Origin of the sequence: Streptantibioticus cattleyicolor NRRL 8057 = DSM 46488, assembly GCF_000240165.1 — a bacterium.
Lineage (GTDB): Bacteria > Actinomycetota > Actinomycetes > Streptomycetales > Streptomycetaceae > Streptantibioticus > Streptantibioticus cattleyicolor.
Genome location: NC_017586.1, coordinates 5,522,524 through 5,535,447 on the forward strand (window position 1 = coordinate 5,522,524; position 12,924 = coordinate 5,535,447).

A 12,924-nucleotide genomic window follows, 5' to 3' on the forward strand; every position below is an offset into this window, starting at 1 on the left:
GGTGGGGCGGTGCCTGGTCCGAAGCCGTTGCCGCTGGAGTTGTCCGATCACGAACGCCGGGTGCTGCGGGGTTGGATGCGCAAGCAGACCGCCTCTCAGGCGCTGGTGCTGCGGTCGAGGATCGTGTTGGCGTGCGCGGAGGGCCGGCCGAACGCGCAGGTCGCGGATGACCTGGGTGTCTCGAGGGAGACGGTGCGCAAGTGGCGGTCCCGGTTTGCCGCGGACCGGCTGGAGGGCCTGGTGGACCGGCCGCGTTCGGGGGCGCCGCGGAAGATTACGGACGAGCAGGTCGAGGCCCTGGTCGCCAGGACGCTCGGTCAGGCGCCGCCGACAGGAGATTCGCATTGGTCGACGCGTTCGATGGCCGAGGCGGTGGGGATGTCGCAGTCGGCTGTCTCCCGGATCTGGCGGGCGTTCGGCCTCAAGCCGCACATCGTGGAGACCTGGAAGCTGTCGACCGACCCGCAGTTCGTGACCAAGGTCCGCGACGTGGTGGGCATTTACCTGTCCCCGCCGCAGAACGCCCTGGTCCTGGCAGTGGACGAGAAGTCGCAGATACAGGCCCTGGACCGGACCCAGCCGGTGCTGCCGATGGCGCCGGCCACGCCGGCGAAGATGACGCACGACTACGTCCGGCACGGCACGACCAGCCTGTTCGCCGCCTTGGACATCGCGTCCGGCTCGGTCATAGCCCAGCACTACCGACGCCATCGCCACCAGGAGTTCCTCCGCTTCCTGAAGACCATCGACGCCGCCGTACCCAAGGACCTGGACCTGCACCTGGTCCTGGACAACTACGCCACCCACAAGACCGAGCCGGTCAAGAAGTGGCTGCTCCGGCACCCCCGCTTCCACCTGCACTTCACCCCCACCTCGGCGTCCTGGCTCAACCTCGTCGAGCGCTGGTTCGCCGAGCTGACCTGCCGCAAACTCCGCCGCTCGGCCCACCACAGCGTCGTCGAACTCGAACGGGACATCCGCGGCTGGATCAACGAATGGAACAAGAACCCCAAGCCGTTCGTCTGGACGAAGACCGCCGACGACATCCTCGGCACTCTCGCCGCATACTGCACACGAATTAACGACTCAGGACAATAGGGATGCCACCAGGATGCACGATCCTCCCAGTTGATCCGCTCCCCGCGCTTCCAAGCCTCGAACCGGTCCGTCGAGGCGTAGGAGTCGCGCAGCTCCAGGTGGACGGCTGACCGCTCGCACTGGCCAAGCAGCTCAGCGAAGCTGGGCACGCTCGACGGCATCACACGCCTCCCTGATCCTGGATCATCCGGGCCGGGATCCTGACGATGCCTTCGCTGTCGGGCACCGGACCGTTCGCCGGGCTGCTGCCCTCGCACTTCGACTGGGTCTCGGTGCTCGGCTTCCAGCCTTGGAACAAGATCTCGTGAGATTCCGTGTCCACCCACACAGCCGGGCAATGGTCCCGGTCGGTGTCGGGGTCGATTCCGACGAACTCTACGGCCATGGCGGGCTCCCTGTGCCCGGACTACCACCCCCCCGGCCGACCGTCCGGATGCGGAACTGCGTGCCAGGGGCGCCGAGGTGAACAAGCGGAGCCGCCGAGGGGGCTTGTGAGTCGTCGTCCGTGGAATGGTGACTCGATTTCCGTCAAGGACGATGTGAGCGCGCGGAAGCGGGCGGGCGAATACGCTGATCTCGTGTCCAGATTCCGTGCCAAGCTTCAGGGAACGGAATCCGCTTCGGCCCCACCGTCTCCCGCTGACCGGTAGGCGGGGTTACATCGGCACGGGGATCCCATTCCCGCACAGCGGCGAAGGGAATCGTCGTGGAAAAGTTTGAATGGCGTACCGCCAGCGCGTGCGCTTACAAGAAGAACGACCCGCGTTGTGTGGAGGTGGCCACCAACGTGCCCGGCGCGGTCGCCGTCCGCGACGGGGTCAAGCTCCAGAAGGACAGACAGGCCGGTGGGCCCCAGGACCCGGAGAAGGTCTCCGCAAGCGCCCGGCTGCACCATGGAGCGCTACGGCAGGCGCCGCGCCGAGGGAGCCAAGAAGCTAGCCGCTTCCAGCGCTGCCCGCATCGGCCCGTCATCCCTGGTCCGACCAGGAAGTTCGCTCGTCTGTTGGTCACGTGACCGGTCGCGCAGCAACCGGAGAAATAGAAAGACCCCAGCTCAGCTGGGGTCTCTACTGGTGTCCGAGGGGGGACTTGAACCCCCACGCCCGATAAAGGGCACTAGCACCTCAAGCTAGCGCGTCTGCCATTCCGCCACCCGGACCGGGTTGCCTTCCGCGGGCTGCCCCGCGGCGACGAGGTAAACCATAGCAAAGATCTGGACATCCGCCGATCGCCGGGGTGGTGGGGGCGGGGCGGGGGAGCTGGTGTGACGGGCGTGTGACAAGGCGCGGGGGCCTTTGGGGGCGGGGTGGCGGGGAGGGAGGATGGCGGGGAGCGCCGTTGCGCGCACCACGGCGGACGGCGAGCGGCAGTCAACGAGGAGGCAGCGTGAGCGAGTCGAACCCGGCACGGACGATCACCGGCGAGGACGAGGTGGTCGACCTGTGCCGTGATCTGATCCGGATCGACACCAGCAACTACGGCGACCACTCGGGCCCGGGGGAGCGGGCCGCCGCCGAGTACGTGGCCGAGAAGCTCGCCGAGGTCGGACTCGAACCGCAGATCTTCGAGTCGCACAAGGGCCGGGCCTCCACCGTCGCCCGCATCGAGGGCGAGGACCCCTCCCGGCCGGCGCTGCTGATCCACGGCCACACCGACGTCGTCCCGGCCAACGCCGCCGACTGGACGCACCATCCGTTCAGCGGTGAGGTGGCCGACGGCTGCGTGTGGGGGCGTGGCGCGGTCGACATGAAGGACATGGACGCGATGACGCTCGCGGTCGTCCGCGACCGGCTGCGCAGCGGTCGCAAGCCGCCCCGGGACATCGTGCTGGCCTTCCTGGCGGACGAGGAGGCCGGCGGGGTCTACGGGGCCCGTCACCTGGTCGACAAGCATCCCGGCCTGTTCGAAGGGGTCACCGAGGCGATCGGCGAGGTCGGCGGCTTCTCCTTCACCGTCAACGACAACCTGCGGCTCTACCTGGTCGAGACGGCCGAGAAGGGCATGCACTGGATGCGGCTGACCGTCGAGGGCACGGCCGGCCACGGCTCGATGACCAACGACGACAACGCCGTCACCGAGCTGTGCGAGGCGGTCGCGCGGCTGGGCCGCCACCCGTTCCCGGTCCGCGTCACCAAGACCGTGCGCTCCTTCCTGGACGAGCTCTCCGACGCGCTCGGCACCCCGCTCGACCCGGAGGACATGGACGAGACGATCAAGAAGCTGGGCGGCATCGCCAAGCTGATCGGCGCTACGCTCCGTAACACCGTCGCGCCGACGATGCTGGGCGCCGGCTACAAGGTCAACGTGATCCCCGGCCAGGCGACGGCGCACGTGGACGCGCGTTTCCTGCCCGGTTTCGAGGAGGAGTTCCTGGCCGAGATCGACCGGGTGCTCGGGCCAAGGGTCAAGCGCGAGGACGTTCATGCCGACAAGGCATTGGAGACCAGTTTCGACGGTGCCCTGGTGGAGGCGATGCAGACCGCGCTGCGGGCGGAGGACCCGATCGCCCGCGCCGTTCCGTACTGCCTGTCCGGCGGCACGGACGCCAAGTCCTTCGACGACCTGGGCATCCGCTGCTTCGGCTTCGCGCCGCTGCGGCTGCCGCCGGAGCTGGACTTCGCCGGGATGTTCCACGGCGTGGACGAGCGGGTGCCGGTGGACGGGCTCCAGTTCGGGGTCCGGGTGCTGGACCGGTTCATCGACCTGAGCTGAACCGGCGAACGACGGTTACGGAACGTGACCGCGCCCGGCGGGACGACGTGTTCCGCCGGGCACGGGCAGAAGGAGTGAGGGACCAGGAGACGACAGCCACAGCAGTGATCTTCGGCAGCGTGTGCGGTGCTCACCGGTACGGGTGAACGGGTGAGCGTACGCGTTGCCCTGCCTTCATGCCCTCGTTGAGTGGGTGCGGTCCGCGGCTGGGACCGCACTGTCAATGAGAGGAAACATCATGGTCAAGAAGGTCATCGCCGCGGCGGCTGCCACCGGCAGCCTGGTGCTGGCGGGTGCGGGCATGGCCGTTGCCGACAGCGGTGCGCAGGGCGCGGCCGTGCAGTCCCCCGGCGTGCTCTCCGGCAACGTGGTGCAGGTCCCGGTCCACGTCCCGGTGAACGCCTGCGGTGACACCATCAACGTGATCGGGGTGCTCAACCCCGCGTTCGGCAACCACTGCGACAACAGGTGACCATCCGGGCCCGGTGACCGTACACGTCAGTGCGTGACTTCTCGTGCCGTGGGCCGTTGAGCCGAACGGTGCCGAAAGTCGGTGTCGTCGTGCGTCCGGGACGTGTGGCGTCCCGGACGACCGCGCCAGAGGCGTTCCGCGTCCGTGACGTTTTCCGCGTTTCGGCGTTTTACCTCCGTACGTGACGTCGAGTCGCACCCGTCAGCGGTCCGATTCCGCGCGGCCCTGGAGCGCTCCGGTGCTCCAGGGCCGTCGGCGATCACCGCGGACACGCGGAGTCCATCCCGCGGCCCCCCGCCACGCGGGCTCGTCAGGGCCCGTGAGCAACCAGCACAGCAGAAGGCAGGGAACAGCATGAGACAGGTCACCAGAACGGGCCTGATCACCATCATCGCAACGAGCGGCGTGCTCGCCGTGACCGGTGGATACGCGTTCGCCGACTCGGGAGCGAGCGGGGTCTCCGCGAACTCCCCGGGCGTACTGTCGGGCAACACCGTGCAGGTGCCGGTCAACGTCCCGGTGAACGCCTGCGGCGACACCGTCGATGTGGTCGGGGCGCTCAACCCCGCCTTCGGCAACAACTGCGTGAACGGCGGCCACGGCCATGGTCACGGCCACGGCCAGAGCCACAGCTACCACCACGGCGGCGGCGCCTCGGCGCGCGGGGCTTCCACCGGCTCACCCGGCGTCGGCTCCGGCAACACCGTCCAGGCGCCGGTGGACGTCCCGGTGAACGCCTGCGGCGACACCGTGGACGTGGTCGGGGCGCTCAACCCGGCGTACGGCAACGGCTGCGCCAACCACGGCGGCGGGCGCCACCACCACCAGCCTCCGCAGCACGGCCACCAGCCGCCGCCTCCCGGGCAGGGCCACCAGCCGCCCCCGCCGGAGGAGCACCAGCCCCCGGAGCAGGGCGGCGGCCACCAGCCCCCCCAGGGGCACCAGCCGCCGCCGCAGCACGTCCACGTGCCGCCGCAGCACGGCGGTCACCAGGGCAACGGCGCGCGCCCCCCGCAGCCGGTGCACCACCAGGTGACCCCGCCGCGCCCCGCGCCCCAGGAGTCCGGGGAGGCGCTGGCGCACACCGGCACCGACCAGCTCGGGCTGCTCGGCCTGGTCAGCGCCGGGCTGCTGGCCACCGGCAGCGTGCTCTACCGCCGGGGCCGGGCACACCGCTGAGCCGGCCCACCACCGGCCGGGCCGCAGGGCCCGACAGCGAACAGGGCGACCGCACGCCATGCGGTCGCCCTGTTCCGCGTTGCGCGGCCCCGCTCACCAGGTGGCGCGGACCTGACGGATGATCCGGCGGCGCAGCCGTACCTTGCGGCTGCCGTCCGGGTACAGCCGCAACCGGTCCAGCTCCCAGTGCCCGTACTCGGCATGCTCGGTCAACAGACGCCGGGCGGCGTTGCGGGACACACCACGCGGCACATACACGTCTTGAAATTCCCATTCAGGCATCGGTATCTATTGTGCGTGAGGCGGCCCGGTGCGGATAGCGTCTGCACCATGTCTGATGCCGCGCAGCCCACCGCCACCGAGGTACGTGCCGCCGCCGAGGCGGTCAAGGCGGCCATCGACCGCCACCTCGCCGCGATCGAGAACCGCACGGGCGAGGACGACCCCGAGGTCTTCGCCGCGTTCGACGCCCTGGCTTCGGCCGCCGAACACTACGACGAACTGCTCTACGACGCCTACGACGAAGTCACCCCGTTCGAAGTACCCGCCGGCGACTCGCTGCCCGCCTACGCCGGGCCGGAGAACCCCGGCGCGATCAGCGTCTTCGTCCGCCGGGACTACACCATCGCCGACCCGCAGCGCCTGATCACCCAGGCCGACCGGGTCACCGACGACGTCACCGGGGTCGGTGCCGGGGTCAACGCGGCCATCGGCGTGCTCTTCGGGGAGTACGAACCGGACGAAATCGCCTCCCGGCACAAGGAGTTCGGCCTGGAGGAGGGCGACTCGACGCTGTGGGTGTCGGCGGCCCGGCCCACCGAACCGGGCGAATGGCTGTCGGCCCCCTTCGACCAGGCCGACCCCGAGCTGATCATCTGCCGGTTCGACGTCAGCTCGGTCTACGACGACGAACTGGAGGCGCTCGACCCGGAACGGTGAGCGCCACCCCGGCCGTCGCCCGCCCACGGCCCGGACCGCCGGGCGGGCGACGGATCTCCGGGACCAGGGCCTACGCGTCCGCCAGACCGGCGCCGTGCTCACCCAGCACCGCGCGCAGCCGGGTCGTCCGCTCCTTGGCCGGCCGTTCCACCACGGTCTGCTGGAGATCGGCCCCCTGCACCACCGACAGATGCGTTTCCGCGCGGCCGAAGGCGGTGTAGACCCACTGACGGGTCAGCGCCTGCCCCGCGTCGCCCGGGACCACGGCGACCACCGCCGGCCAGCGCGAGCCGGCCGCCTGGTGGGCGGTGAGCGCCCAGCCGTGCCGCACCGCCGCCGCGACCTGGTCCGGCGGCACCACCACGGCGGCGCCCTCGCACTCCAGATGGAGCCCCGCCGCGTCACCGGACGTGACCGTCGCGGGCAGCGCGCGGCCCGGCGCCGGGACGTACACCACCCGGTCGCCCGGGTCGAAGCCGCCGAAACGCCCGGGCCCTGGGTTGAGCCGCTCCTTCAGCGCCGCGTTGAGCGCCCTGGTGCCCACCGGGCCGCCGTGGCCGACGGTGACCACCTGGGTGCGCGGCGCGGGGACGCCGATGGCCCGCGGAATGGAATCGGCCACCAGCTGGACGGTACGGTGCACCGCCTCCCCGGGGTCGCGCACCGGCACGATCACCACTTCCCGGCCGGGGGCGTCGACCGGGGTCAGCTCGCCCACCCCGATGCCCGAGACCAGCTCGCCGACCGGGCCGGGGTCCGGGGTGCGGGAGACCACCTGGGGGCAGACCCGGGCGGCCAGCAGGTCGGCGAAGACCCGCCCCGGACCGGCGGACCACAACACCGCGGGGTCGCCGCTGAGCACCAGGCGGGCGCCGTCGGGCACCGACTCGACCAAGGTGGCGGCCAGTTCGACGTCGAGGCGCGGGGCGTCCACCACCGCCAGCAGGTCCAGCGCGAAGGCGCCCTCCGCGTCCCGGCCCGGGCCCTCGGCGCCGGAGAGCAGCCCGTCCACGGTGACCGCCGCCTCGTCACCGCCCGGGCCGATCGACTCGGCGAGCCGGCGCCGCCCGTCCGGCGTGAACGCGGCGGCGTACGCCCGCAGTCCGGCCGCGCGAGCCGCCGCGACCAGCGCCGCCGGCTCGGCACGCGCCGCCTCACCGCCGGTGTGCGCGACGAGTCCGTGGCCGGCCACGGCACGGATCAACTCCGCGGCGGACGGCGTCGGCGCTGCCCCCGCCGCCGCCTCCCAGTCAACGGCGGACCGCGCGTGGTGATCCCCGCCAGGGCCGGCCTCCTCGGCGCCGTCGGTCCCGTTGACGCCCCGGGTCTGTCCGGCGCCCTGGCCGTCCGTGACCTGTCCGGCGCCGTCGGCCCCCTGGCCGTTCCCGGTGGGCCTGGCCGCGTCGTCGCTCCCGCGCTGTCCGGCCGTCTCGGCGTCTGCCACGCTCCCGGGCACCGGGCCGTCCTCGCCCGGCCCGGCTGCGTCGACGTTCCCGGACCCTCCGGCGGCGTCGGCGTCCTCGGCGACCGCGGGCTCGTCGGCCGACTCCGCGTCCCCGGCGCGCCGTTCGTCGTCCGCGTCGTCCTCCGCGCCGACGGACCCCGGCGCCCCCTCCGACGGAACGCTGTTGGCCAGCCGGACCAGGGCGTCCGCCAGGGACTCCTCGGCCAGCGCGTAGCGGTCGAGGGCGAGGAGGACGGTGACGGGGGTCTCGTCGTCGGGGGCGGCGCCCGGGGTCGGGCGTTCCTCGTGGAAGACCATGACCTGGCCCTCCTCGACGGCACGCCGGATCACCGTTTCGGCGTCCGGCACCGACTGCTTCGCCAACGCGTCGGCGAGCACCGGCCATTCGAGCGCGGTGTGGCCGGCCTCGGCGGCCTGCTCCAGCAGACGGCCGAGCACCGCCCGGCCGCGGCGTTCGTCGCCGGGTCCGCACGCCGGGCCGAGCAGCGTGCGGGCGAAGCCGTCGGCCTGGTCGAGGCGTACCCCGGGGAGTGACAGCACCCGCCACGGGTCCTCGCGCAGCAGCTCGCCGGCGCGTTCGCCGAGCACGGCCATCGCCGGGCCGGCGAGCGCGGCGGGGGCGCCGCCGGCGCCGAGCACCTGCCGGGCCGCGGCCACCGGCTCGGCGGGCAGCGGGGTCGTGGCGGGCGCGGCGGACGGGGCTACGGGCGCGGGCGCCGGCGCGGTGGGCGGCGGGGCGGGCGCGGCCGGCCGGTCACCGCTCTCGATCGCCCGTACCGCCTGGGCGAGCCGGGCCAGCTCGGGCGAGCGCGCCCCGGCCGGCGGGCGGTCGGGCCCGGGCACGGGGGCGCCCGTTCCGGGGCCGGCCTCCGCGTCCTGCTCGGCGCCTCGGGCGGTGGGGTCCGTGCTCACAGCGTGCTCCAGTCGTGGTCGGGGTAGCGATGCACCGGCGCCGACACGTCGTCCAGCGCCTGGCAGATCTCATCCGGAAGGGTAAGCGCCTCCACTGACAACGCCTGACCGAGCTGCTGCGCGTTGCGGGCGCCGACGATGGGGGCGACCACCCCCGGCCGGTCGCGTACCCACGCCAGCGCCACCTGCAACGGGGTGACGGCGAGCCCGTCGGCGGCGGTGGCGACCGCGTCCACGATCAGCCGCGCCGTCTCGTCCAGATAGGGCGCGACGAACGGCGCGAGGTCGTCGGAGCCGCCCCGCGACTGAGGCGGTATGCCGTGCCGGTACTTGCCGGTGAGCACCCCGCGCCCCAGCGGCGAGGACGGCAGCAGCCCCACCCCCAGGTCGAGCGCGGCGGGCAGCACCTCGCGTTCCACGCCGCGTTGCAGCAGCGAGTACTCCATCTGCGTGCTGGCCAGCGGGGTGCGGCCGGGGGCGGCGCGCTGCCAGGTGGCGGCCTTCGCCAGCTGCCAGCCGCAGTAGTTGGAGACCCCGGCGTACCGTGCCCGGCCGGAGGCCACCGCGATGTCCAGCGCCTGGAGGGTCTCCTCCAGCGGGGTCGCCGGATCGTAGGCGTGCACCTGCCACAGGTCGACGTGGTCGGTGCCGAGCCGCTGCAACGAGGCGTCCAGCGCGGAGAGCAGATGGCCGCGGGAGCAGTCGAAACGCCGGTCGGGGTGGGGCACGCTGCCCGCCTTGGTGGCGATGACCAGGTCGGACCGGGGCACCAGCCCGTCCATCAGCCGCCCCAGCAGATACTCGGCGCCGCCGTCGGCGTACACGTCGGCGGTGTCCACCAGCGTGCCGCCCGCCTCCCAGAACGTCTTGAGCTGGTCGGCCGCGTCCCGTTCCCCGCCGCCGCGCCCCCACATCAGGGTGCCCAGCCCGAGACGCGACACGCGCAGACCGGTACGGCCGAGATGTCTTGGCTCCATGCCCGGTGACCTTACTTGCCGAGGGGTGCGCGGGGGACGCTGTGGCGCACCCGACAGGCGCGGGGGCCGGTCCGGCGCGCTACGCTCCGGGCGACGACGACGTTACCGATCGGTAAGGGGAGCGCGATGCGGCTCGGGATCAACCTCGGTTACTGGGGCGCCGGGATGGACGCCGACAACCTTCAGGTGGCCAAGGAGGCGGACCGGCTGGGGTATTCGGTCTGCTGGGCCGCCGAGGCGTACGGTTCGGACGCGGCGACGGTGCTGACCTGGGTGGCCGCCCACACCGAGCGGATCGACGTGGGCTCGGCCATCTTCCAGATCCCGGCGCGCACCCCGGCGATGACCGCGATGACCGCCGCCACCCTCGACTCGCTCTCCGGCGGCCGGTTCCGGCTCGGCCTCGGCGTCTCCGGCCCGCAGGTCTCCGAGGGGTGGTACGGGGTCAGGTTCGACAAGCCGCTGGCCCGCACCCGTGAGTACGTGGAGATCGTGCGCAAGGCGATGAGCCGGGAGCGCCTGACGCACCAGGGCGAGCACTGGACGCTGCCGCTGCCGGACGGCCCGGGCAAGCCGCTCAAGCTCACCGTGCACCCGGTGCGCGAGTACATCCCGCTGTACATCGCGGCCATCGGACCGAAGAACCTGGAGCAGACCGGGGAGATCGCCGACGGCGCGCTGCTGATCTTCCCCTCCGCCGAGCACCTGGCGGAGACCGCCCTGGCACCGCTGCGCGCCGGACGCGAACGGGCCGGCAGGACGCTGGAGGGCTTCGACGTCTGCCCCACGCTGCCCATCGCGGTCGGCGAGGACGTCGACGCGCTGGCCGACCTGTTCCGCCCGTACACCGCGCTGTACGTGGGCGGCATGGGCAGCCGCAAGCAGAACTTCTACAACCGGCTCGCCCAGCGCATGGGGTACGAGAAGGCCGCCGCCGAGATCCAGGACAAGTACCTGGCCGGCGACAAGGAGGGCGCCGCGGCGGCCGTGCCGCGTGAACTCATCGACTCCACCAGCCTGTTGGGCCCGGTCGAGCGCATCGCCGACCGGATGGCCGCCTACGCCGAGGCCGGGGTGACCACGCTGACCCTCTCGCCGGCCGGCTTCACCCTCGAGGAGCGGCTGACCGCGCTGCGCACCGGGGTCGAGGCGCTGGAGCGGGCCGGCCTGGCGTGACCGGCGGGGCCGGCCCGTTCACCGCGGCGATGTCACCTCGGTGATGTCACCCCGCGATGTCACCTCGGCGTCGTCACCGCGGTACGAGCCGGCCCAGCAGGCGGCCGAACTCGATCAGCCGGGCTATCTGGCCCGGCCCGCCGTCCTCCAGCGACTTGCTGAACCGGAACGCCTCCGGGCGGAACCGGGCGGCGGCCACCGCGCCCTCCGGATCGGCGCGCACCGCGGTCAGTTCGTGCGGGGTGGCGGTGGCCAGCACCAGGTAGGCGCCACGGTCGACGCGGCGGCCCAGCTCGTCGCGGCCGACCAGGGTGCGCAGCCCGACATGGCCGATCACCTCCAGCGGCAGCACCTGGATCGAGGAGTCCAGCACGGTGCCGCCGCCGGCCTCGTCGGCCAGCTCCTCGCTGTGCCACAGGATCAGCCGCCGGCCGTCGCAGACCGCGGCCTCCTGCCACACCGACGCGCCGCTCTCGGAGAGGTCCACCACGCGCTCCAGCGTGAAACCGCGCACCCGCCGCCGGCCGAGCACCCCGCGCACCGCCTCCAACGCCACGTCCGCGTGGAGGAAGTAGGCGTGGACCGCGTCGTCCAGCCGTTGGTAGGGCGACCAGTCGGACCCCGGCGGGCCCAGCCGCTGTGTCGCAGGGCGGCCTCGGGCGGCCTTGCTGAACATCTCCACCTGCTTCGCGATCCCGTCCCCTGGTGTCCGCCGGCCCCTGGCGGCCGGAGGACGTCGGTGTTGCGGCGTTACGGCGACCTTACCCAGCCGTACCGACACACACGGGAACAGGGCAGGCGGGGGAGGAGATTCCGGCGGGCGGACCGAACCGCCCGCCCGCCGGGCGGAGGAGGCTTCCACGGCCGTGGTGGGGGCTCGGGGTCTTCCCCGCCACGGCCGTCACCACGTTCAACGCGGCACCCGCCGCCAAGTTACGCGCTGCGCGAACGAAGACCCGGTCGGCGCCGGGGCGTTCACAGCCAGCCGCGGCGCTTGAAGAACCGGTGCAGCACCACGCAGACCACGACCATCCCCACCAGCACCGTGGGGTAGCCGTACCGGGTGTGCAGCTCCGGCATGTGGTCGAAGTTCATCCCGTACACGCCCGCGATCAAGGTGGGCACCGCGGCGATCGCCGCCCACGCCGAGATCTTGCGCATGTCGTCGTTCTGCCGCACCCCGACCTGGGTCAGATGGGCCCCCAGGATGTCGCTCAGCAGCCGGTCCAACGCCTCCACCTGGTCGTTGACCCGGTTCAAGTGGTCGGCCACGTCACGGAAGAACGGCTGGGTACGGCGGTCGACGAAGGGCACGTCGGCGCCGGTGAGCCGCAGCATCGGCTGCATCAGCGGGGCGGCGCAGCGGCGGAACTCCAGCACCTGGCGCTTGAAGGCGTACACCCGCCCGGCCACACCCTGGCTGTCCGAACCGCCCGGGGTGAACACCTCGGCCTCCAACTCCTCCAGATCGGTGAGGAGTTGGGTGCTGACGTCGATGTAGTGGTCGACCACCGAGTCGCTGACCGCGTAGAGCACCGCGCTCGGCCCGCGGGCCAGCACCTCCGGCGCCTCCTCCAGCCGTCTGCGCACCTCGCCCAGGGCGCTGGTCTCGCCGTGCCGGACGGTCACCACGAACGAGTCGCCGACGAAGACCATCAGCTCGCCGCTGGTCACCGTGCAGGTGTCCGGGGCGTAGCCGACCGGCTTGAGCACCAGGAAGAGCGAGTCGTCGTAGGTCTCCAACTTCGGGCGCTGATGGGCCTTGAGCGCGTCCTCCACCGCCAGCGGGTGGAGGCCGAACTCGCTGCTGACCAGGTCGAACTCCTCCGGCGTCGGCTCGTGCAGCCCGATCCACAAGTAGGCGTCGCCGTCCGCCCGGGCCTGGGCGAGGGCGTCGGAGAAGTCGGCCGGGCCCTCGGTACGGTGCCCACCACGGTAAATGGCGCAGTCCACGATCACGCCGTCCATTGTCCAGGCCCGGGCGATGTCGGACC

11 protein-coding genes, 1 tRNA gene and 2 pseudogenes are annotated in these 12,924 nt (G+C 72.4%); 6 read left to right on the forward strand and 8 right to left on the reverse strand.

Features of this window, described 5'->3' with window-relative positions:
• The first annotated feature begins 9 nt into the window (after positions 1-9).
• Positions 10-1,098: an IS630 family transposase gene (locus SCATT_RS24190; RefSeq protein ID WP_014145819.1), complete on the forward strand. Its 1,089-nt coding sequence runs from the start codon at positions 10-12 to the stop codon at positions 1,096-1,098.
• On the opposite strand, the pseudogene SCATT_RS40615 reads toward SCATT_RS24190, so the two are convergent.
• The 3 genes and pseudogenes from SCATT_RS40615 to SCATT_RS24200 all read right to left on the reverse strand — a co-directional run.
• Positions 1,095-1,259 (reverse strand): annotated as a pseudogene (locus SCATT_RS40615) (DUF6879 family protein); the annotation flags it as partial. The gene SCATT_RS24190 and the pseudogene SCATT_RS40615 overlap by 4 nt on opposite strands.
• Positions 1,231-1,483 (reverse strand): annotated as a pseudogene (locus tag SCATT_RS39740) (hypothetical protein). The pseudogenes SCATT_RS40615 and SCATT_RS39740, both read right to left, overlap by 29 nt.
• Before the next feature lie 686 nt (positions 1,484-2,169).
• Positions 2,170-2,257: transfer RNA gene (locus tag SCATT_RS24200), tRNA-Leu, on the reverse strand.
• 227 nt (positions 2,258-2,484) lie between these two features.
• Between SCATT_RS24200 and SCATT_RS24205 the strand changes: the two genes are divergently transcribed.
• The 3 genes from SCATT_RS24205 (at position 2,485) to SCATT_RS40620 (ending at position 5,461) form a co-directional block, all read left to right on the forward strand.
• The gene (locus SCATT_RS24205) at positions 2,485-3,810 is read left to right on the forward strand and encodes a M20/M25/M40 family metallo-hydrolase (RefSeq protein ID WP_014145824.1); all 1,326 of its coding nucleotides are present in this window, start codon (positions 2,485-2,487) and stop codon (positions 3,808-3,810) included.
• A 238-nt stretch (positions 3,811-4,048) separates the two neighbouring features.
• Positions 4,049-4,282 (forward strand): chaplin ChpH, encoded by a 234-nt coding sequence (chpH, locus tag SCATT_RS24210; protein WP_014145825.1) that lies wholly within the window; start codon positions 4,049-4,051, stop codon positions 4,280-4,282.
• A 354-nt stretch (positions 4,283-4,636) separates the two neighbouring features.
• Positions 4,637-5,461, forward strand: coding sequence for a chaplin (locus tag SCATT_RS40620; RefSeq protein ID WP_014628619.1), 825 nt, complete (start codon positions 4,637-4,639; stop codon positions 5,459-5,461).
• Between the two features lie 93 nt (positions 5,462-5,554).
• Here SCATT_RS40620 and SCATT_RS24220 read toward each other — a convergent pair whose 3' ends face one another.
• A complete protein-coding gene (locus tag SCATT_RS24220; RefSeq protein ID WP_041824963.1) occupies positions 5,555-5,743 on the reverse strand; it encodes a DUF5703 family protein in 189 nt (62 codons plus the stop codon).
• Positions 5,744-5,791: 48 nt separating this feature from the next.
• Here SCATT_RS24220 and SCATT_RS24225 point away from each other — a divergent pair, with 48 nt between their 5' ends.
• Positions 5,792-6,400, forward strand: a complete 609-nt coding sequence (locus tag SCATT_RS24225) for a hypothetical protein (RefSeq protein WP_014145828.1) — start codon at positions 5,792-5,794, stop codon at positions 6,398-6,400.
• Positions 6,401-6,470: 70 nt separating this feature from the next.
• Here the strand turns inward: SCATT_RS24225 and SCATT_RS24230 are convergent, their stop codons facing one another.
• Positions 6,471-8,777, reverse strand: a complete 2,307-nt coding sequence (locus tag SCATT_RS24230) for an ATP-binding domain-containing protein (protein ID WP_014145829.1) — start codon at positions 8,775-8,777, stop codon at positions 6,471-6,473.
• Entirely contained in the window at positions 8,774-9,754 is a 981-nt protein-coding gene (locus SCATT_RS24235; protein ID WP_014145830.1) for an aldo/keto reductase, read from the reverse strand. The genes SCATT_RS24230 and SCATT_RS24235 overlap by 4 nt, the downstream gene beginning before the upstream one ends.
• Before the next feature lie 126 nt (positions 9,755-9,880).
• On the opposite strand from SCATT_RS24235, the gene SCATT_RS24240 reads away from it, so the two are divergent.
• Positions 9,881-10,930 carry an LLM class F420-dependent oxidoreductase gene (locus SCATT_RS24240; RefSeq protein WP_014145831.1) on the forward strand — a complete coding sequence of 350 codons (1,050 nt, stop codon included), beginning with the start codon at positions 9,881-9,883 and terminating at the stop codon, positions 10,928-10,930.
• A 73-nt stretch (positions 10,931-11,003) separates the two neighbouring features.
• On the opposite strand, the gene SCATT_RS24245 is transcribed toward SCATT_RS24240, so the two are convergent.
• Positions 11,004-11,606 carry a hypothetical protein gene (locus SCATT_RS24245; protein ID WP_014145832.1) on the reverse strand — a complete coding sequence of 201 codons (603 nt, stop codon included), beginning with the start codon at positions 11,604-11,606 and terminating at the stop codon, positions 11,004-11,006.
• Positions 11,607-11,905: 299 nt separating this feature from the next.
• Positions 11,906-12,898, reverse strand: coding sequence for a magnesium/cobalt transporter CorA (gene corA / locus SCATT_RS24250; RefSeq protein ID WP_014145833.1), 993 nt, complete (start codon positions 12,896-12,898; stop codon positions 11,906-11,908).
• Positions 12,899-12,924 lie beyond the last annotated feature (26 nt).